Origin of the sequence: Bacillus sp. FJAT-14266, from assembly GCF_001719225.1 — a bacterium.
Taxonomy (GTDB): domain Bacteria; phylum Bacillota; class Bacilli; order Bacillales; family Bacillaceae; genus Bacillus; species Bacillus subtilis.
The window spans coordinates 2,907,664-2,928,264 of the sequence record NZ_CP017072.1; the positions used below are offsets into that span (position 1 = coordinate 2,907,664).

The 20,601-nt window shown below is 46.6% G+C and carries 21 protein-coding genes, 1 pseudogene, 1 riboswitch and 1 other annotated feature; of the genes and pseudogenes, 3 read left to right on the forward strand and 19 right to left on the reverse strand.

Going from position 1 to position 20,601, the window contains the following annotated elements:
• Window positions 1-40: 40 nt before the first annotated feature.
• The 8 genes from proA to BGM23_RS15000 form a co-directional block, all read right to left on the reverse strand.
• Entirely contained in the window at window positions 41-1,288 is a 1,248-nt protein-coding gene (gene proA, locus BGM23_RS14965; RefSeq protein ID WP_029727030.1) for a glutamate-5-semialdehyde dehydrogenase, read from the reverse strand.
• An 11-nt stretch (window positions 1,289-1,299) separates the two neighbouring features.
• Window positions 1,300-2,397, reverse strand: a complete 1,098-nt coding sequence (proB, locus tag BGM23_RS14970; RefSeq protein ID WP_014479591.1) for a glutamate 5-kinase — start codon at window positions 2,395-2,397, stop codon at window positions 1,300-1,302.
• A gap of 52 nt (window positions 2,398-2,449) precedes the next feature.
• Window positions 2,450-2,660: a binding site (T-box leader), on the reverse strand.
• Between the two features lie 87 nt (window positions 2,661-2,747).
• Window positions 2,748-3,650, reverse strand: coding sequence for a formyltetrahydrofolate deformylase (purU, locus tag BGM23_RS14975; RefSeq protein WP_029727031.1), 903 nt, complete (start codon window positions 3,648-3,650; stop codon window positions 2,748-2,750).
• A gap of 70 nt (window positions 3,651-3,720) precedes the next feature.
• Window positions 3,721-4,038, reverse strand: a complete 318-nt coding sequence (gene ykkD, locus BGM23_RS14980; protein WP_015252242.1) for a multidrug efflux SMR transporter subunit YkkD — start codon at window positions 4,036-4,038, stop codon at window positions 3,721-3,723.
• Complete coding sequence (gene ykkC / locus BGM23_RS14985; RefSeq protein ID WP_003232583.1) at window positions 4,038-4,376, reverse strand: multidrug efflux SMR transporter subunit YkkC; 339 nt, start codon at window positions 4,374-4,376, stop codon at window positions 4,038-4,040. The genes ykkD and ykkC overlap by 1 nt, the downstream gene beginning before the upstream one ends.
• 77 nt (window positions 4,377-4,453) lie before the next feature.
• A riboswitch (guanidine-I (ykkC/yxkD leader) is annotated at window positions 4,454-4,565 on the reverse strand.
• A 32-nt stretch (window positions 4,566-4,597) separates the two neighbouring features.
• On the reverse strand, window positions 4,598-5,116 hold the full coding sequence (locus BGM23_RS14990; RefSeq protein WP_029727032.1) for a GNAT family N-acetyltransferase: 519 nt from the start codon (window positions 5,114-5,116) through the stop codon (window positions 4,598-4,600).
• On the reverse strand, window positions 5,106-5,633 hold the full coding sequence (locus tag BGM23_RS14995; protein ID WP_029727033.1) for a DinB family protein: 528 nt from the start codon (window positions 5,631-5,633) through the stop codon (window positions 5,106-5,108). Before BGM23_RS14995 ends, BGM23_RS14990 begins: the two co-directional genes overlap by 11 nt.
• Window positions 5,634-5,724: 91 nt before the next feature.
• Entirely contained in the window at window positions 5,725-6,456 is a 732-nt protein-coding gene (locus tag BGM23_RS15000; RefSeq protein WP_029727034.1) for a DUF421 domain-containing protein, read from the reverse strand.
• Between the two features lie 144 nt (window positions 6,457-6,600).
• Here BGM23_RS15000 and BGM23_RS15005 point away from each other — a divergent pair.
• A pseudogene (locus tag BGM23_RS15005) lies at window positions 6,601-6,817 on the forward strand (hypothetical protein).
• 76 nt (window positions 6,818-6,893) lie between these two features.
• Here BGM23_RS15005 and hmpA read toward each other — a convergent pair.
• Entirely contained in the window at window positions 6,894-8,096 is a 1,203-nt protein-coding gene (hmpA, locus tag BGM23_RS15010) for an NO-inducible flavohemoprotein (protein ID WP_029727035.1), read from the reverse strand.
• 240 nt (window positions 8,097-8,336) lie between these two features.
• Entirely contained in the window at window positions 8,337-8,855 is a 519-nt protein-coding gene (locus BGM23_RS15015) for an acyl-CoA thioesterase (protein ID WP_029727036.1), read from the reverse strand.
• Window positions 8,856-9,014: 159 nt separating this feature from the next.
• Here BGM23_RS15015 and BGM23_RS15020 point away from each other — a divergent pair, with 159 nt between their 5' ends.
• A complete protein-coding gene (locus BGM23_RS15020; RefSeq protein ID WP_003232597.1) occupies window positions 9,015-9,875 on the forward strand; it encodes a dimethylarginine dimethylaminohydrolase family protein in 861 nt (286 codons plus the stop codon).
• A gap of 89 nt (window positions 9,876-9,964) precedes the next feature.
• A complete protein-coding gene (gene pgl, locus BGM23_RS15025) occupies window positions 9,965-11,014 on the forward strand; it encodes a 6-phosphogluconolactonase (protein WP_046664112.1) in 1,050 nt (349 codons plus the stop codon).
• Between the two features lie 42 nt (window positions 11,015-11,056).
• On the opposite strand, the gene BGM23_RS15030 is transcribed toward pgl, so the two are convergent.
• The 9 genes from BGM23_RS15030 to dppA form a co-directional block, all read right to left on the reverse strand.
• Window positions 11,057-12,046 carry an ABC transporter ATP-binding protein gene (locus BGM23_RS15030; protein WP_003232600.1) on the reverse strand — a complete coding sequence of 330 codons (990 nt, stop codon included), beginning with the start codon at window positions 12,044-12,046 and terminating at the stop codon, window positions 11,057-11,059.
• 12 nt (window positions 12,047-12,058) lie between these two features.
• On the reverse strand, window positions 12,059-12,949 hold the full coding sequence (gene eepC, locus BGM23_RS15035; protein ID WP_019712468.1) for a gamma-D-glutamyl-L-lysine dipeptidyl-peptidase: 891 nt from the start codon (window positions 12,947-12,949) through the stop codon (window positions 12,059-12,061).
• On the reverse strand, window positions 12,946-14,046 hold the full coding sequence (gene ykfB, locus BGM23_RS15040) for an L-Ala-D/L-Glu epimerase (RefSeq protein ID WP_029727038.1): 1,101 nt from the start codon (window positions 14,044-14,046) through the stop codon (window positions 12,946-12,948). The genes eepC and ykfB overlap by 4 nt, the downstream gene beginning before the upstream one ends.
• Entirely contained in the window at window positions 14,043-15,002 is a 960-nt protein-coding gene (locus BGM23_RS15045) for a S66 peptidase family protein (protein ID WP_046664108.1), read from the reverse strand. Before BGM23_RS15045 ends, ykfB begins: the two co-directional genes overlap by 4 nt.
• Window positions 15,003-15,089: 87 nt before the next feature.
• The gene (gene dppE, locus BGM23_RS15050) at window positions 15,090-16,739 is read right to left on the reverse strand and encodes a dipeptide ABC transporter substrate-binding protein DppE (RefSeq protein WP_072174130.1); all 1,650 of its coding nucleotides are present in this window, start codon (window positions 16,737-16,739) and stop codon (window positions 15,090-15,092) included.
• A gap of 2 nt (window positions 16,740-16,741) precedes the next feature.
• Entirely contained in the window at window positions 16,742-17,749 is a 1,008-nt protein-coding gene (gene dppD, locus BGM23_RS15055; protein ID WP_029727040.1) for a dipeptide ABC transporter ATP-binding subunit DppD, read from the reverse strand.
• Between the two features lie 4 nt (window positions 17,750-17,753).
• Window positions 17,754-18,716, reverse strand: coding sequence for a dipeptide ABC transporter permease DppC (gene dppC, locus BGM23_RS15060; RefSeq protein WP_029727041.1), 963 nt, complete (start codon window positions 18,714-18,716; stop codon window positions 17,754-17,756).
• A gap of 5 nt (window positions 18,717-18,721) precedes the next feature.
• Window positions 18,722-19,648, reverse strand: coding sequence for a dipeptide ABC transporter permease DppB (dppB, locus tag BGM23_RS15065; RefSeq protein WP_003245446.1), 927 nt, complete (start codon window positions 19,646-19,648; stop codon window positions 18,722-18,724).
• A 16-nt stretch (window positions 19,649-19,664) separates the two neighbouring features.
• Window positions 19,665-20,489 (reverse strand): D-aminopeptidase DppA, encoded by an 825-nt coding sequence (gene dppA, locus BGM23_RS15070; RefSeq protein ID WP_014479576.1) that lies wholly within the window; start codon window positions 20,487-20,489, stop codon window positions 19,665-19,667.
• Window positions 20,490-20,601 lie beyond the last annotated feature (112 nt).

The following is a 20,601-nucleotide window of genomic DNA, read 5'->3' on the forward strand; positions in this document are numbered from 1 at the left end:
TCTCGTAATGAGATAAGCTTTTTCATTGAACATTGCCCTGCTATTCACGGATTTGCCCAGTTCCTTTAATGATGTATTTTGTAGAAGTCAGTGCAGGAAGCCCCATCGGTCCTCTTGCATGAAGCTTTTGCGTGCTGATGCCGATTTCGGCTCCGTAGCCGAATTCAAAGCCGTCGGTAAAACGGGTTGACGCGTTATGATAGACAGCGGCAGCATCGACAGCCGTTTGAAAATATACCGCGTTTTTGTCATTTTCAGTTAAAATCGCTTCCGAATGATTGGTGCCGTATTGTTGGATATGCTTCACAGCTTCTTGGACGTTTTCAACCGTCTTTACGCTGAGGACAGGCGCTAAAAATTCGGTTTCCCAATCTTCTTTTGATGCTTGTTTGCTTGAAGGATGGAGTTCACATACCAATTCATCACCGCGAATTTCAACTCCCGCGTTTTCCAGCTGGTCCAGCAATTCTTTCCCGTGCTGTCTTGCCCAAGCCTTGTGAATCAGCAATGATTCAATCGCGTTGCATACGGAAGGGCGCTGCGTTTTGGCATTTACGACAACCTTTTCTGCCATTTGCGGTTTGGCTGTTTCGTCAATGAATATGTGGCAGTTTCCTGCTCCCGTTTCTAATACAGGAACTGTTGATTCTCTCACAACGAGATCAATCAGTTTCTTGCCTCCGCGCGGAATCAATACGTCTAAGCCATCATTTAACGTAAAGAGCTCTTTTGCTGTCTCTCTGCTCGTATCCTCAATCAGTTGCACAGCGTGAATCGGAAGCGCTGATTGCTCAAGTGCTCTGTGAATGACACTGACGAGCGCTTTGTTGCTGTGGATGGCTGAGGAGCTTCCCCGCAGCACAACCGCGTTCCCTGTCTTCAGGCAAAGGGTAGCCGCATCAACTGTGACGTTTGGCCTCGCCTCATAAATCATTCCTACGACACCGAGCGGCACACGGATTTTTTCAATAAACAGGCCGTTTTCTTTTTCAATCGTTTCAAGAGAGTCGCCGACCGGGTCCGCTAAGTCGATTAAGAGCTCCACCGCGTCCGCGATATCGCGTATACGTTTCTCATCCAATGTGAGACGGTCAATGATGTCCGGTGTTAAACCATTCTCTTTTCCGTTCACAATGTCTTTTGCATTCTCCGCCAAGAGAAAATCCAGTTCTTTGCGGAGTCCGTTTGCAATGAGGCTGAGCGCCTCATCCTTCTCGGCTGTTGTTTTCATGATCATTTCGGCTGCTGCTTCTTTCGCCAGCTTCGCTTTTACAGAAACTTCACTCATTTTTCCGCCTCCTAGTCTTTTACATTGACCCAGTCATTCCTATGAATAACCTCAAACGTTTTCTCAAAATCAAGTTCGTCACTGCGTTTGCCCTTGGCCTCCATAATCTCCTCAGAGGAGTAATGGGTTTGGCCTTTGCCGATCACGCCGCCCGGTCCCCTGACTTCCACAACCGCCCCTTTCGGAAAGCTTCCGTTCACACCCACAACGCCAGCGGGCAAAAGGCTGCTTCCATTATGGATCATCGCCTCTTCGGCACCCGCATCAATGATAATTTCTCCCGATATCGGCGAGTGGAACTGAATCCACTGCCTTGTGTTGTTAACCGAAGATAGTTCTTTGTCTCCGATATAAGTGCCGTCTCCCCTGCCGTCCAAAATGTCCGCAAGTTTTTGCTCTCCGCTGCCAGTTCCAATGAATACTTTCACTCCCAGAGACAGCGCGGTTTGTGCGGCTAACAGCTTTGATTTCATTCCGCCGGTTCCGACCTTTGATCCGGCTGAACCTGCATATCCAAGCAATTCAGGCGTGATCTCAGGCAAATAATCAAATCGTTTCGCCTCAGGATTTTCATTTGGATTGGCATCATACAGTCCGTTAATGTCGGTGAGAATCATGAGCTGGTCTGCGTGAATCAATCCGCTGACTAACGCAGAAAGCATATCATTATCTCCGAATGTCAATTCTTCAACAGATGTAGAATCGTTCTCGTTGATAATCGGAATGACGCCGCGTTCCAATAATTCCATTATCGTAGCATACGCGTTTCGATACCGTTCTCTTTTCGAAAAATCATTTCTCGTTAAAAGGATTTGTCCCGGAGTCAGTGAGTATTGTTTAAATTGATTCATATATTGCTGCATTAACAGTGTTTGTCCGACCGCGGCAGCCGCCTGTTTTCCTTTGATGGTAACGGGACGGGACGGATAACCGAGGCTGGAAAACCCCGCCGCTACGGCACCCGAGGTAATCAGAATCATTTCATGCCCCGCTTTTTTTAACACGGAAATCGCCTGAACATGCTCTCTGATTTTTGCCTCATCAATGCTTCCTTTGCTATTCGTGAGCGAACTGCTTCCTATTTTCACTACTATTCTTTGTTTTTTCATTTATTCTCCTCCGCGGCTCTTCTACAATAAAAAAACCCATTTCATCCTGATTCATAAGGACGAAATGGGTTTCCGTGGTACCACCTTGATTGAACGCGCTTGTGCACGCTCCGCTCTCCTGTAACGCCAGGTTATGCGCCTAGGTTTTCCCCCTAGGACTCCAAGGCAGGTTCGGCAGGTTTCATGCGGCAAAATGTTTCAGCGATTCATTTTGCTCTCTGTCACAGAAAGGTCTGCTTACTAATCCTCTTCAACGCTCAATGATTTTTTTATATTATGCAAAGAAAAAAGACACTTGTCAAGGTTTTTTGTCATCAAAAATAGCCCGCATTGCGCGGGCCTCTTGCAGTCTAGTTAAAGACGATTGTTTTATTTTCATGAACGATGACACGGTCTTCCAAATGCCATTTCACAGCACGGGCAAGCACGCTGCGCTCAATTGTTCTTCCGATGTTTTTCAGCGCTTCCGCATTATCGCGGTGGTCCACACGCTCAATATCCTGTTCAATGATCGGCCCTTCATCAAGATCGTTTGTCACATAATGAGATGTCGCACCGATCAGTTTCACGCCGCGCTCGTAGGCCCGTTTGTACGGATTCGCACCGATAAAAGCTGGCAGGAATGAATGGTGGATATTGATGATGCGATTCGGATGAGCCGAAACAAAATCAGGAGTTAGAATCTGCATATAGCGTGCGAGAACGATGACATCAACATCGTACTGCTCCAGCAGTTCAAGCTGCTTCTTTTCGACTTCCGCTCTGATGTCTTTGTTCGTTTTCATATAGTGGAATGGAATGTTCAGGCGCTCAACCAGCTCTCTCGCTTCCTCATGGTTACTGATGACAACAGCGATCTCCGCCATCAGGTTGCCGGTTTGCCATTCCCAAATCAGCTCATGCAGGCAATGAAGCTCCTTTGAAACAAAAATGGCGACACGCTTCAATTCACTTGCCAAAGTTAAGCTCCATGTCATGTCGAATTTTTCCGCTACAGAGGCAAACGCCGCCTGAAGAGATGTTTTTTTCTCACGAATGCCTGCGCAGTCGAATTCGATTCTCAGGAAGAACCGGCCGCCTTCAGGGTCTGTCGTATATTGATTTGATTCTATAATATTGGCACCGTGTTCAAATAAAAACGCGGAAACTGCAGAGACGATACCCGGCTGATCGGGGCAGCTGACCAAGAGCCGACCTTTATCCTCATTTCCGTCACGGTATTCGTCCAACCGCTGAGTCATATATGATTTCATGAATAATCCCTCTTATCTTTGTAAGTCTAAACTATTTATCCATTATACTGAAGATTTGATAAAAATCAATTTATGACAGAATTTTTAAACCAACTGCTGAGCATAAAATCAACGCGATAAAGAAGATCCGTTTGGCGTCTTTCTGCTCCTTGTAAAAGAGGATGCCGATAAGCGCCCCTCCGGCGGTGCCAATTCCTGTCCAGACCGCGTAAGCCGTTCCCATCGGAATGGTTTCCATTGCGTACGACAGCAAGGAAAATGAAGCGGCAAAACCAACAATGATCAACAGCACCCATTTCACGCTTTTTTCTTTCGCATATTGATTCATAAGGGCCACGCCGGCCATTTCTAAACAGCCCGCGCACAATAAACTGATCCAGTGCAGCATTATGCCTCGCCTCCTTTTTCCTCTGTCTCATCCTGTGTCACAAGCTTCAACCCGATTACACCGATTAAGAGCACGCCAATTAACAATAGCTTCGGCCATCCAACCGGTTCATGAAAAAGAACGATTTCACTAAGTACTGTTCCCGCTGTGCCGAGCCCGGTAAAGACGGCATACACGGTACCAACAGGCAGACTGTGAGTCGCCTTCATTAGAAGGTAAAAGCTAAATATGATGCCGATGGCAGTGCCGCTCCATGTTAAGGCTGAGTCAGCGTGCTTTAAGCCTATCACCCAAACAACCTCGAAAACAGCGGCAAGCACGACCAATCCCCATTTCATTTTGAGTCATTCCTTTCTATCTATTAAGATTCTCCGAAAACAAAAAAACCCCGGACAGTCGTCTCACATGAGATTGACTCTCCCGGGCTTTTTTCCCTCCGTGTGCATACGCGCTTCTATTTACGCGTATGTGTTTTCTCTCGGACCAGTCCATGTCAATTGACATGCGGAACCCTAGAAAACTTTACATGATATCATGATACTAAACTGAGCTCTATCTTTCAATTGTAAGATTTTCTTTCATATACCGCGATCGGTTTATTCCATTTTCTGATCGTTTTGCTGTAATGCATGCCGATTTTCTCCGCTACCCGTATGGACGCTTTGTTACCCGGATCAATCAAAGCCGTCATTTTGCCGAACTGCCGCTCGTTAAAGCCATAGTCCAGACAAGCCCGAGCCGCTTCTTGCGCATAGCCGTTCCCCCAGTGGCGGCGGGCAAACATATATCCAATTTCCATTACGGTTTGATTTTCGATCTGCTGGGGAACGATGCCGCATTGCCCCAAAAACTCCCCTGTCCGCTTATCTTCGGCGATCCACAGACTAACGCCGTACCCTTTTTCATTTCGTTGGTTCCAATTGACCCACTCGCGGATTTGCCTCTTATCTTTTAAACCGGAATAATATGTCATGACGTCAGGATCATTAAAAAGCAGCCCAAACAAAGTGGCTTGATCCCGATCTTCCATACAGCGCAAACGAATTCGATCAGTCACAAGCTTCGTTTTAGCATTCATACTTCGCCACATCCTGCTTCCATTCTTTTTTGAGAGCTTCAATATGTGCCTGATGATAGCGGTTATGATCTGCCATATGCCAAATTCCCCATCGTATCGTCGCGGTGTCACCTTCGAAGGAAAGCGGCTGGTTCAAAGCATTTTCAGTTAAAGTGAAGCATACCGATTTCAGCTCGTCTACTACATGCTGATGTCTTTTCAGGAGTTCATCTAAGTCTGGCTGATTCACCGGTTCAGGCAGCCGTCCGCTTTCATCTGTCATCGGGCCGTATGCCTGTTCAATATGGTCCGGTATCCGATTTTCCTTGATACGCCAGACCCATCTGATATCAACATTTGTGATATGGTGCAAAAGCTGAGCCGTGCTGTTTTTTGTTTGGCAGCGCCCCTTATAGTAAAGTTCACTGTGTGTCATATGGCTTACGATGGAAGCCAGACGGAGACTGTTTTCTTCCACTGCGGAATACAGCAAACTGACCGTTGGCGCCATGTCGTTTCTTATGGATAAGTCCTTCATGTTCAGTTCCCCTCCTAACTAGGTACATTTGACACCAAACAAAAATTCCCTTTAAAAAAGAAAAAAGCTCTCATTACAAGAGAGAGCCATCTTAATTGTTATTTCCCGGTTTATATAAGTAAGGATCATGCTGCGGTTCATTAGCGGTATTTAAATCAAGGGATATATCACCCCGTGCATTCATCGTGCCAAGGGTAACCGAAGACAGCAGTTTGGGGCTGTACCCTTTTTCCTCAAGCTTCTCAAACAGCCAGGATCGGTTTTTTTGGAGATATTTCAAATTATGATCAAGGATTTCGCCATCCAGTATGAGCGGAATCGGGATAAAATTCCGTTCAGCTTCCATATTCAAATCCCGCACCTGCACCGCTCTCGCTTCCTCTTTCGGGATGACGCTTACTTCTCCCGTTTCTTCAATGATAGCAAGATCAATGTCAGCCGGGTCGGCATAGCCCTTTTCCCTCAGCTTTCCGAGCAGTTCATTAACAGTCAGCCTTTCTTTACGAAGGCCGCGTTCATCAATATCCCCGTTTCGGATTAGGACAGTCGGGCTCACGACTAGGAGCCATCGCCATTTATTAGATAAAGAGAGCTTGCTCATGATAAGATAAAGCACCAAAAAAGCACCCGCATAATAAATTGACATCGGCAGCTTGGATGTAAGGATCGGCTCACTGATAATGGTTCCGATTGCGAAGGTCAAAAGCAGATCAAAATTGTTCATTTGTGACACAGCTTTTTTACCGGCAAGCCGAAATAAAATATATGCAATCGAAAATACGATAACTGGCTTCAGTAAAAATACCCATATCATCCATAACACCGATCTATACCTCCATCCGCTGGTCATATTGAGCCTATTGTGCCCCGTGGCAGGCCCTCTATGCATCAGTGTCTAGGCGAACGTGCACATCGACTGAACATAACACAATAGAAAGTGACACCGATTGGAGGCGCAATACGCAATATGAAAAATCAGAAGTCGAATACCCTTTGATCTGCCATTGGCTCCCCAACCCGAGGGCTACCAGCAGCAAACAATCGACAGGCTGGCCGCTTTAGAGCTAAGGATGGAGCAACTAATTAGAGCAATTGAGGTAAACAATGAATTGCTGAGAACAATGCAAGAACAGCAAAACCGTGTATGCACAAATGGCGGCGGGTCTGTGATTGTCCGGATGTAGAAACCGGCGCTTGTCTACCTTCTTATATCTCAATAAAACACTCTTCTCTGAAAGGAGAAGAGTTTCATGTATGTGTTCAAACGGACTGGGCCAAACTTAATTGCGGGCCGAATAGCTCGTAATGGATAGATTCCGGCGCTGATCCGAGCTCTGATACAAGCTTATGCATTGCCGTAATAAACGACGGTGAACCGCAAATATAGTAATCCGCATCTGTGTTGGCAATCAGTTCTTTGAGGAATTGCTGATCAATCTGTCCTTCATGAAAATGCAGATCACCTGCACGGTCTTCCTCTGCCGGCTCGCGATACACAAATGCTGTTTTAACAGCAGAATGTTTTGCTGCTGCTTCTTCTACTTCATGGCGCAATGCATGATATTCACTGTTTTTCGCCGCATGAATGAACAGAATTTGCCGTTCAGGCTGTTTGGAAACAGATGTTTTCAGCATGCTGATCATTGGTGTAATGCCAACTCCGGCACTGATCAAAACGAGATCTTTTTGTGATGCATGATCTAAAACAAAGTCCCCTGCCGGTGCGCTGATCTCTATTGAATCTCCCTCCTGCTGCCCATCGTGTAAGTAGGAAGACACGACACCATCTTTCTTCACTGAAATTCGATAATAGTCTTTTCCCGGCATATCAGACAGGCTGTACTGGCGGATATGCGTATATTCAGAATCAGGAATCCGCACTTTGATGCTGATATATTGCCCTGCTTGGAATTCAGGTAACGGCTTGCCGTCTTCCGGTTTCAAATAGAAGGATGTAATTTCTTTGCTTTCCCGCTCTTTTTTTGCGATAACGAATGGCTTATACTCCTTCCAGCCGCCGGCTTGCTCTTCAGCCTGTTCATACATGTCTTTTTCAATTCCGATGAACGCGTCAGCAATGACTCCGTACGCTTTTTCCCATGCCTGCATAATGTCAGGAGTTGCAGCGTCTCCCAATACATCTTTAATCGCAATCAGCAAATATTTACCGACGATTGGGTAGTGCTCAGGCTTAATTCCGATACTGCGGTGCTTGTGGCCGATTTGTTTGACAACCGGAATGATGTTTCCTAATTGGTCAATGTTTGCCGCAGCTGCAATAACGGCATTTGCCAGTGCAGTTCGCTGTGTTTTTTTCTTTTGGTTTGTTTGATTAAAAATGTTCAAAAGCTCTGGATGGTCTTGAAACATCCGATCGTAAAAACGGCCAGTGATTGTTTCTCCATGCTGTTGCAATACGGGTACAGTGCTTTTAATAATTTCGATTGTTTTGTTATCTAACATTTTATAAACAATCCTTTCGAAAAGATGTATTCATAATATATCTTTAAAATACATGATCTTACGAATAAAAGATATATCTAAAATGAATCTTTAATAAAGTTGTCACAAAATTATCAATTTAACATGACATTTGTTGCTTTTTTATAGAATCCCCTAGCAAAAACGGACTAACCATTGCAATAATCACCATTGAAAAGTACAAAAAAAAACCCAAAACAACTTATGTTTTGGGTTTAACGTTCACCAAGGCTTATCAGTTCCAAGCGCATTCGCAAGCGCCTGGCTGTGTTTCTTGCGGTTCTTACGTTCATTAGCACGCTGTACAGCTGTATTATGCAGCATGATTTCTTCTTCTGTTTCCGGTACAATCCTCGGTACAGGCACCGGCTTGCCATTTGAATCTAATGCGACAAATGTCAAAAAGGATGTGGCAGCGAGTTCCCGTTCGCCAGTCATCAAATGCTCCTTAATAACTTTCACAAATACTTCCATGGAAGATGTGCCGACCCATGTCACATATGACTCTAGGCAGACAGAATCCTTTTGCCCGATCGGCTTTAAAAAATCTACAGAATCCATTGAAGCTGTTACCGTTTCACGTCTGCAATGGCGCGCCGCTGAAATAGAGGCAATGTCGTCTATGTAGCTCATTAATTTTCCGCCAAACAGCGTATTATGGTTGTTCGTGTCAAGCGGGAACACCCTGCTGGTTTTCACAACCTTTGACTCTTTACAAAATCTTGTTTCCGGTGTTTCCATACCTTTCTCCCCTTTGATGTCTGATCTTTTAGCTAAATGCACTTATATTCTCCTATTAAACAATATTCTCTTCCATTTGTCTAAAATTTAAAATGGTTTAATGATTTTCATGATGAGGGAATAATAAATGTATTCTTCACACTTTAGGAGGAAAAACAAATGGACGTATCCATCCCGAAATCTCAGCACAAAACGGTATGCCGAACGGAATACGGCACACTTCAAAAAGTGATCTTATGCAAACCTGAGCACATGACCATAAAAGATGTTATAAACGAAACACAAAAACATTTTGAAGATGACAATATTCATGTAAAAACCGCTAACGACCAGCACAGCCGCTTAGTGGAGGCACTTAGGTCACACAACGTTGAGGTCGTCCTTTTGCCCGTTCGCGACGGACTACCAGAGCAGGTTTTTACTAGGGATATAGGATTTGTCATCGGAGAAAAAGCCTTTCTGTCAAGCATGACTGAACCGATTCGCCAAGGAGAAGAAGCCGTTATAAAAGATTTTTTTCACAGCCAAGGTATCTCTTACACCCGCATGCTTGATACGAGTATTGAAGGCGGAGACGTCATTATCGATGATGACATTGTCTATGTCGGAATCAGCCAGCGCACCGACATTTCAGCTATCGGCCAGCTGGAAGAGGCACTTCCTGAATATACGATCGTTCCAGTGAAGCTTCATGAAAAATTTTTGCATTTGGACTGCGTATTTAACATTGTATCTGAAAGCGAAGCGTTAATTTATCCACAGGCCATTGAGCCAGATGCAGCCGATATGCTGGCAAAACGTTATGATCTTATTGAGGTGCCCGAGGACGAACAATTTACGCTTGGCACCAACGTCCTTTCAATCGGAAAAAAAACGATCATCAGTCTCCCTGGCAACCGCCATGTCAATCAACAGCTATCGAAAAGAGGCTATCACATTATCGAAATTGACCTGTCAGAAATTATTAAATCAGGCGGCTCCTTCAGGTGCTGCACAATGCCGCTGATTCGAGGCGAATGAAGAATCTTCCCCTTTTTCATGTTTTGAACAGCTTATTTTATCAAGATACGTTAATATAGAGGTGACATCATTTTTAAGGGGGAAATCGCATGACAAAATACATAGGATATGTGGGAACATATACAAAAGGCGGAAGCGAAGGAATTTATTCATTTGAGCTTGATACTGAGAAAAAAGCACTCAGCGAGCCAAAGCTGGCCGCTAAGCTGGGCAACCCGACATATGTGGCGCCGAATAAAAACAACACCATCCTTTATTCCATCGAAAAAGCAGACGGCCAAGGCGGAGTTGCTGCCTATCAAATCGATAAAAACAGCGGCGAGTTGACATTTCTGAATCATCAGTTAATTGATGGCCCTTCGCCATGCCACGTAAGCATTGATGATCAAAATCAATTCGTCCTGACTGCCAATTATCACAGCGGGAAGGTACACGTTTTTCCGGTTCAGGAAGACGGCAGCTTGCAATCACCTGTTTCAGAGGCCGCTCACACAGGAAAAGGGCCGCACGAAAGACAAGAAAAACCGCATACACACTACGCAGGGTTCACACCTGAACACAATTATGTGGTAGCGGTTGATTTAGGTATAGATAAGCTGTACACCTATAAGCTGAAAGGCGGCGTATTGACTGAATCCGGAAGCCATTCCTTCGCTCCCGGTGCAGGACCTCGCCATATCGCTTTTCATCCGAAAGAAAAATACGCTTATGTCGTGACAGAATTAAGCAATGAAGTGATTGCGCTTGAATACAACCCGACAGCCGGCGAATTTAGAGAAATCCAAGTCGTTTCTGCCATCCCTGATGATTTTACAGATAACAGCCAGGGAAGCGCAATTCATGTCACGCAGGACGGACGTTTTGTTTATGTCGCAAACCGCGGCCATGACAGTATCGCCGTATTTGAAGTGAATCAATATTCAGGAGAGCTGGCTTTCGTAGAAAGAGTGTCGACAGAAGGAAACTGGCCTCGTGACTTTGTATTTGACCCAACGGAAGGGTTCCTCGTTGCTTCAAATGAAGAAACAGGCAACCTTGTCTTGTTTGAAAGAGACAAAGAAACCGGCCGATTGACACTCCTCCCATCAACGGTTTCTGTCCCTTACCCGGTTTGTGTAAAGTTTTTACATCAAGTATAAACAAATGGAGTGGCTCTAGTAAAAAGGAGCCACTCTTTTTATTTATCTCACTTTTTCCTTCGTTTCAGCATTTCGATACAGATGGCAAGCGACAAAACGGCCGGGTTCGATTTCTTGAAGCTGGGGACGAGATTCTCCACATTCAGGCATCGCCTCCGGACAGCGGGTCCGAAACACGCAGCCGCTCGGCGGATTCACTGGGCTCGGCAGCTCCCCTTTCAAGAGAATACGCTCACGCTTGTCCTCCAATTCAGGATCCGGAATCGGAATCGAGGACAAAAGCGCCTTTGTATAGGGATGAAGCGGTTCACGATACAAGGTGCCGCTCTCTGTAATTTCCATCATGTGCCCTAAGTACATAACACCGATCCTGTCACTGATATGCTTCACCATCGAAAGATCATGGGCAATGAATAAAAACGTTAGCCCTTTCTCTTTTTGAAGCCGCTTCAGCAGGTTGACCACCTGCGCTTGAACAGAGACATCAAGTGCAGAAATCGGTTCGTCCGCCACGATAAATTCAGGATTCAGCGACAGTGCTCTCGCAATCCCGATTCTTTGCCTTTGCCCGCCGCTGAATTCATGCGGATAACGGCTGCCAAAATCGGGATGAAGCCCAACTGCCTCAAGCAGCTCGTCCACGACGAGAAGCCGCGCTTTATGGGTATTGTAGAGATTGTGAATCTCCATCGGCTCCAAAATAATTTCTCGAACGGTCATGCGCGGGTTAAGTGAAGCATAAGGGTCCTGAAAAATCATCTGCAGTTTGCGGTTGAAGGCAAACTGCTCTTTTTCACTTAGTGCATGAAGATTTGTGCCGCGGTATGTCACGCTTCCTTCTGTCGGCTGATAAAGGCGCATCAGCACTCTCCCCAAGGTTGATTTCCCGCACCCTGATTCCCCGACTAGCCCGAACGTTTCTCCTTCACGAATCTGAAAGGTGACCCCGTCGACGGCTTTGACTGTCCGCTTTTTCCCTGCGTCAAAATGCATTTTCAGCTGGCTGACCTCTAACAAAGGCAGTGGCGTCATTTGTCTCCCTCCTTATTCTGAAAAACAGCGGCGCACCGCACAAAGTTCTTTTTCATAGATTGTCTCTTTTAATGTGAGGATTTCGATTGATTTTCCTGTCTTTGGAGAATGAAGCATTTTCCCGCCGCCTACATACAGACCGACGTGATGAATCGCTCCTTTTCCTTCCTCATAAGCAAAAAACAGCAGGTCACCGGCTTTCATATCATCAAGCGGGACACCCTTCCCCGCCTTAGCCTGATCTCCCGCATCACGGGGGATGCTGTATCCATTCGCCTTAAATATACTGTACATAAATCCGGAGCAATCAAACCCAAACCCGCTGATCCCTCCCCACAGGTAGGGAAGGCCAAGGAAAAACGCACCCGTTTGAATGATGTCTTCAGCAGTCCCTTTCTGTTGGCTGACAGGCACTGCATCACTTTGCTTCACAAACCTTTCTCCCAAAACAGTCGAAACCTTAAAATATCCGTTTTCTTTTGCAATGAAGGGGAGAACCGTCAAAAAGCTTAATTCGATCTCCTTTTCCCCATTGCTTCTGTACAAAAAGGCAGCAGGTTTGCTGATCATCACATCGTGTTGTGTATGGATGGGCTTTGTTTTTTCCAGCTGGTTCTTTTTCATCCAGCCCGGGTATCCGCGCGGATCCTTTCGGGATGGCTGGCTAGGCACGATCACAGAAACCCATTCCTCCTGTTCCGCTGTCACAAGTACCTTTTCGCCAAAGAGAACCTGAGTTTGGATTACATTGTCTGTACATAATCCAAGCCGTTCATCATACGTCATGCGCTCCAGCCAGTCTCTGATCCTTACAGTCGGTTGAAGCATGAATTGATCAGACGGACGCGGTGAAACAGGCGCTGTCCAGATGTTGGCCACTGCTGATATGACAGTGTGCATCATTGCTCTTTTTCCCCTTTCAAAAGCGCAGTCCCGGTGATTCCGAGGCCCGGTTTGCCAGGCATCGAAACCGTGCTGCCGCTATATGTTATGCCGCCTTTGAATACATCTGTTTTCAGCATCAACGGCGCGTCAAAATCAAAGCGTGTGATGTTTCTCTTGCTTGCCGCAAAATGCGCCGCGGCCGTAATGCCCAGCTTCGTTTCGATCATGCTGCCGACCATACACTCCACCCCGCAGGCCTCCGCCATGGCATTAATTTTCTCTGCTCCGCTGATGCCGCCCGCTTTCATCAATTTAATATTGATCAAGTCTGCGCTCCGGGTTTGCAGAACTTCGAACGCCTGGCGCGGTGTAAAAACACTTTCATCAGCCATAATCGGCGTATCTGTTGCATCTGTCACCTTTTTAAGCCCAGCGAGATCATCTTTATGGACAGGCTGCTCGACAAGCTCAATGCCTAGACCCGCATCCTCCATTTTCCGAATGGCAGTTACCGCTTCCTTCGGCCTCCACCCCTGATTAGCGTCTAAACGCAGTTTCACAGCTGATCCGACACGTTTTCTGATTTCCTGGATACGGGCGATATCTGTTGCAATATCATCTTTTCCGACCTTTATTTTCAGCGTTTGAAAGCCTTGTTTGAGATAATTCTCGGCATCAGCTGCCATCTCTTCAGGTGAGTTGACACTGACAGTATAATCTGTTTCCAGCGTATCTCGATATCCGCCAAGCATTTGATAAAGCGGCAGCCCGCACATCTGCGCCCAGCCGTCGTATAGAGCCATTTCTACAGCAGCCTTCGCGCTCATATTTCCTGTAAGAAGATGCTGGATGTCGTGCAGAATGGCCTCATAGCCCGCCAGGCTTTTTCCAAGCAATGCCGGCTTCAACACATGGTGGATGGCACTTTCAATGCTATCCATGCTGTCTCCTGTAATCACTAACGTCGGGGGTGCTTCTCCCCATCCGACTGCACCGCTGTCATAAGTAATCCTTACTATGACTGATTCAGCCGTATACACAGTGCGAAGTGCGGTTTTAAACGGCTTTGTCAGCGGGACAGCGATTCGGCTTGTTTCGATTCGAATGATTTTCATGTCTTCAGCGCCCCTTCTGAAACGCCCGCCTCTATTACGGCTGTTTTTTCTGCTGTATTCATAGCAGCTTTCGCACCGATCGGAACGGCAATACTTGGCGAGCAGTGGCCGATTTTAAATCCTCTCAGAGCAGGCCTGCCCGCAGAAATAATATAGTCTTCCAGCACCTGCTCAAGCGAGAGAGACTTCTCTCGCTTCACCGGGACACAATTGTGAAAATCACAAACTAGAATTCCCGCCGCGTCCGTCAGCTTCCCCCCCATTTTCAGCTGATTCAGCATCCGGTCGATTTGATAAGGCTCCTCGTCAATATCTTCAATAAACAGAAGCTTTCCTCTCGTATCAATTTCAAATGGCGTGCCCAGTGTAGACGTCAGCAAAGACAGATTTCCCCCGACAAGCTCGCCTTCCGCTTTTCCAGGAACAAGCTCGGTCAGCGGAGAAAGCTCTTCTGTATAGGTGAATTCCGTCTCCTGGAAGAGCTGCTTATATGACGCTTTTGTCAGCGGGTGAACGTCGTCAAGGCCAATATCCGTGCTGAGCATCGGGCCATGGAAAGTGACAAGACCTGTGTTTTGATGAATGGCAGTATGTAAAAACGTAATATCGCTGTATCCCCAAAAGATTTTAGGGTGTTTGCGGATCAAGCTGAAATCAATGCCCGCGGCGATACGTCCTGTCCCAAAACCCCCGCATGCGCACAACACTGCTTTTACCTCATCGTCTCTGAACATCTCATGGAGATCCGCCAGCCGCTCATCATCCTGTCCCGCTAAATAGCCGTGCTGGTTTTTCAGCGCCTTGCCCAACTTCACCTGAAGACCGAGCTCTTCTAAATATAAAAGCGCGGTGTCAAGCTTTTTTGGATCCGGCGGACTTGCGGGCGCGATCACTCCGACTGTATCACCCTTGTTCAACGCTTTCGGCTTGTAATTCAACGAAAACACTCCTTTCATTTGCTCTGCACCCTACGTATACGTGCAAGAAAGAGAAAAAATACCGCTCCTTCGCATAAAGAAGCAGTATTTCCTCAATCACCGCCATCAGTTTTTATCTGCCCATTTTAAGTCGATATAGCCGACAGGGTGACGGACAATTCCCTTTACTTGTTCATTTTGCAGGTGAACCTGATTATAAAAATAAACCGGGATGATCGGCGCTTCATTGATGAGCAGCTCTTCAGCTTGATGCATAAGAGAGAACCGTGTTTTTTCATCGGCTTCATTTTTCGCCTGTTTGATCAGCTGATCGTATTCTTTATTGGCCCAGCCTGTGCGGTTCATCGAATTACCCGTTTGAAAGGCTTCCAGAAAACTGATAGGGTCCGCATAATCAGGCAAAAATGAGCTTTGAGAGAATTGGAATTTCAGCGCTTTTTGATCCTCTAAAAATACGTTCCATTCCATATTGGCCAGCTTTACATCGACTCCAAGGCTATTTTTCAATTTTTGCTGAATAGCTTCGGCAATCTTTTTATGCTCCGGCTTTGTGCTGTAAGTAAGCGTGATCGCAGGAAGCTTATTATAGTTTTCTTCCTTCATGCCCTTTTCTAGCAGCTGCTTCGCTTTGCTTTCGTTAGGCTTGATCAAGTCTCCGCCTGCTTCACGGAAATCTTTGCCGTCAGGCTGCGTAAACCCAGGCGATACAAAGGCGCGCGCCGGTTTTTCATTATTTTTCGTGACGTACTTTACAATTTCCTCTTGATCCACAGCCATCGCAAAGGCTTTTCTGATGTTTTCATTTTGGAATGGCTCCATGTTGACATTAAATCGATAGAAATAGAGACCCGCCTGGTCAACAATATTGACGTTATCCTGATCAAGCAGCTGATCACTCAGCTCAGCAGGGACATAAGCGGTATCAAGTTCCCCTGATTGAAACATCTGGTAATCTGTATTTCTGTCACTGACCATCGCCCATTTCACCTTATCAAGCTTCACTGTATCTTTATCCCAATACGTGTCGCTTTTCTCCATTGTGATGCTGTCATCATGCTTCCATTCCGTCAGCTTAAACGGGCCGTTTCCGACAAATGTATCTGCCTCAGCAAACCACTTCGGATTGTCTTTATCGACCTTTTCATTTACCGGAAAATACGCAGGATTGGACACAACGCTCAGAAAATATTTTTGCGGTGCTTCCAGTGTAACTTCAAGGGTTCGATCATCCTTTGCCGTCACCTTCACATCGTCTTTTTTCCCTTTCCCGCTGTTATATGCTTCGCCGCCTTCAATAAAATAACCTAGGAATGCCGATGAAGCGCCTTTTTTCGGATCAAGCATCCGCTTCCACGCGTATTCGAAGTCTCCGGCTGTTACAGGATCTCCGTTTGTCCATTTCGCATTTTCCCGAATCGTAAATGTGTAAGTTTTATTATCTTTCGAAACAGACCATTTCTCCGCCATTGCCGGCTCGGGCTCATGATCTTTGCCAAGACGCGTCAGCCCCTCCATGATGTTATTTAACGGCTGCCATGACACATTATTAAAGCCGATCGGCGGATCGAATGAAGTCGGTTCATTTTCATTATTTACATACAGCACCTTTTCTCCGCTGGTTTTTGCCTTGTCATGACTGCCTTCTTTTCCGGCCTGTTCATTTGCTGTGCACCCCATCAGCGCAAACGAAAGTCCTAATGCAAGACCCATGCCCCATAGCTTTTTCACTCGTTTCATCCTCTTCCCCCTTTTCATGTTCAATCCTTCGCATCTCCTGACAGCACCGCATGCTCTGCTCGTTGATCCTGCAGCCAGCAGTTGACGGTGTGCGAGTCAGATCTGATCGTCTGGCCCGGGTACACCCTGTCACACACAACCATCCTGTTCGGACAGCGGGCGGCAAACGGGCAGCCCGGCGGAGGCGAAAATAAATCCGGCGGCGTTCCGTCGATCGGGATCAGCTCCGCTCCATCTAAATCCAGCCGCGGGACAGAAGCCAGCAGTCCTTTTGTATAAGGGTGCTGCGGCTGATAAAAAATATCTTTTCTCGTGCCGATTTCCGCCATTTTCCCGGCATACATGACTGCGACTCTGTCAGCTACCTGGGCAACGACCCCTAAATCATGTGTAATCAGGATGACAGACACATTCGTTTTTCTCTGAATCTCTTTAAACAGCTCTAAAATCTGTGCCTGAATGGTTACATCCAGGGCGGTGGTCGGTTCATCCGCAATTAAGATGTCAGGCTCGCAAATCAGCGCCATCGCAATGACAATCCGCTGTCTCATGCCGCCGCTGAATTGGTGGGGATATTGCTTTAGGCGCTCTTCGGGATCTGGAATACCAACCAATGACAGCATGGAAAGCACCTCTTTCCGTGCCGCTTTTTTGCTCATTTTTTTGTGGCGCAATAGCGCTTCCCCCAGCTGGTCGCCGACAGTCAGCGTAGGGTTTAACGCCGTCATCGGGTCTTGAAAAATCATAGAAATGTCGGCTCCCCTTATACCTCTCATTTCTTTGTCAGAGAGACGGCAAAGGTCTTTGTTTTTAAATAGAATGCTGCCGTCTGTCACCTTCGCCGAATAAGGCGGAAGCAGGCCCATGATGCTTTGGGAGGTAACGCTTTTGCCGCAGCCGGATTCGCCGACGATCGCAAAGGTTTCTCCTTTATACAAATCAAAGCTCACCCCTCTGACCGCCTGAACCGTCCCGCCGTAAGTCGTAAAAGACACGTGCAGATTTTGGACTGACAGAACTTTTTCCATACAGCTACCTCCTCAGCTTAGGGTCAAGCGCATCCTGCAATCCGTCCCCCAGCACATTAAACGCGTACATCGTCAGAGATATGAAAAAGGCCGGAAAAAACAGGCGCCACCAATGCCCAGATAAAATCGTGGGCAGGCCGTCATTCGCCATCACGCCCCAACTTGCAAACGGAGCCTGTATGCCGAGGCCGAGAAAGCTTAAAAATGATTCTGCGAATATGGCGGCAGGTACGGTTAATGTCATTTGTACGATGATCGCCCCCATAGTATTCGGCAGCAAATTCTTTCGGATGATGCGAAAGGTTTTCGCGCCAAAGGTTTTCGAGGCGAGTACATATTCATAATTTTTAATCTGAAGCACCTGGCCTCTTACAATTCTCGCCATGCCGACCCACCCGGTCACAGTCAGCGCCACAATAATCGTGCCCAGTCCCGGTCCCATGAGCACCATCAGCAAAATGACAACAAGCAGGTACGGCAGGCCGTACAGTACTTCGATAATCCGCATCATAATGCTGTCAACCCTGCCGCCTTTATAGCCGGCAACGCCTCCGTAAATGACACCGATCAAAAAATCAATCAGTGCTGCCATCACGCCGACAAACAACGAGATTCTCGCGCCATACCATGTTCGGGTAAACACATCCCGGCCGAGTTCATCGGTGCCGAACCAATGATCGGCTGAGGGCGGAAGATTTTGTTCTGTCAGCGATTGGCGTACGACACTATGGGGCGATAAAAAGGGCCCGATAACTGCCATGACAAAAAGAAATAAAAGAATAAAGAGTCCGGCCATCGCTAATTTATTTTTTTTCAGCCTCCTCCAGGCATCCTGCGTGTATGACAAACTCGGCCGCTTGACCGAATCGGCTTCCCGATTTTTTTCCTGATTCAAGACAAACCACTCATCAGGCACCTGATTGTGCTGTTCTGGCTGGCGTTCATCCGTTTGTACAGGGAGATTCACACGCTTCACCCTTTCTTATGCAGTTTAATGCGCGGGTCTAAGAGACCGTAGGCCAAATCGACCAAAAACAGCATGATAATCAGAATGACGCTGTAAAAAACGGTCGTTCCCATAATCACGGGATAGTCCCGCTGATTAATGCTTTCAACAAAATATTTTCCCATTCCCGGAATGGCAAAGATTTTTTCAATGACAAAGCTTCCTGTTAAGATGCTGGCGACGAGTGTGCCCAGGACGGTAATGACGGGCATGAGTGCATTTCTGAGTGCGTGTTTTACGATAATTTTGAATGGAGAAAGCCCTTTTGCTTTTGCTGTGCGGATATAATCCTGTGTCAGAACTTCGACCATGCTCGACCGTGTCAGCCTGGCAATGATCGCCATTGGCCCTACAGCAAGCGCTGCGGTCGGAAGCACCATATGAATCGGGCTCGTCCATGTCGCAGCAGGAAATAGTTTGAGATTGACAGCAAATTGCTGAATGAGCAATGTTGCCAGAATAAAATTCGGGATGGAGATGCCGAGTACTGCAAGACTCATCGCGGCGTAGTCCAAAAAGCCATTGCGGCGGAGTGCAGCGATTACGCCCAGCACCAGCCCAGAAATCACAGCAATGACAATCGCTGTCATCCCAAGCTCAAAGGAAACGGGAAATCCGCGTTCCAGCATATCATTTACGCTGTCCGACGGTTTTTTAATTGAAGGTCCGAAATCGAATGTAATGATGGATTTTAAGTAGAAAATGTATTGGAAAATGAGAGGATCGTCTAAGTGATAGTAGGCTTCGAGATTTTTTTGAACGGCTTCATTTGTGCCTCTCTCCTCGTTAAAAGGAGATCCGGGAATGACCTTCATGAGAACAAAAGTCAGGGTGGTAATCACCAAAATTGTAGCTGCCATTGCCCAAAAACGCTTTATCATGTATCGCGCCAAAGCCTAAAACACCCCTTTAGCAGAATGATGTCCGCATCGCAAGCTCAGTCATGACAAGCATCGCCTGATAGGCTTCAAGCATGTCCTTCGCCTGAAATTGAACGGTTGTAGTTCCCGTCTTGATTTCCGTTCCCGGCATCAGATTCGCCCATTCTGCTTGGCCATAATTGGCGAATTCAATGCTCAGAACTGGCCTGTCAGGCGGGGTGAGCGGCTTGACTTTGTCCTTGTTTTGCAGGGCAAACGCAGTTTTTTCTGTCAACAGCCGTCCGGCTTTCGCAGGGGACAAGCACTTCACTGCGGATCTTGAAATGGTTTGTTTGACTGCGGCTGTCGTCACGTTCGGGATAAGCTCTTCCGCTTCCTTCGCCGCCCGGTCATCCCCGGCTACCATTAATACCGGGACATCATAATAACCGGCAACGTATGCATTTAATCCAAGCTCACCGACAGGCCGATCGTTTATGTAAAAATGACGGACGCCGAAAATCATGCTGTGTGACATGACACCGGGAGTCGAGGCTCTCGCATGATAACCGAGAAACAAAGCGCCTGTAAACGTATCATCCAGTCCCTCCACCATTGAAAATGGTTTGACGTCACCAGAAATCAAGTCTGCTTCAGGGTGAAGCTTTTCAACCATCAGATTATTCATCTTCGAATGACTGTCATTGACCAGCACCTCGGTACACCCGCTGTTAAACGCTTCAGCAATACAGTAGTTTGCTTCTTCAGTCATGATAAGCCGTCCGCGTTCATAATTCCGCTTGCCGGAATCCACAAAGGTATCGTCCGGAAGACCCGAAATACCTTCCATATCTACTGACATGTACAATTTCATAACGCTCCTCCTTTTTTACTAAATTATGAATATTCCAACAAATTATATTAAAAAAAGAGGAAAAATGCAATATAACTGGGGAAAATCTCAACCATTCAGTGATAAAAAAAGA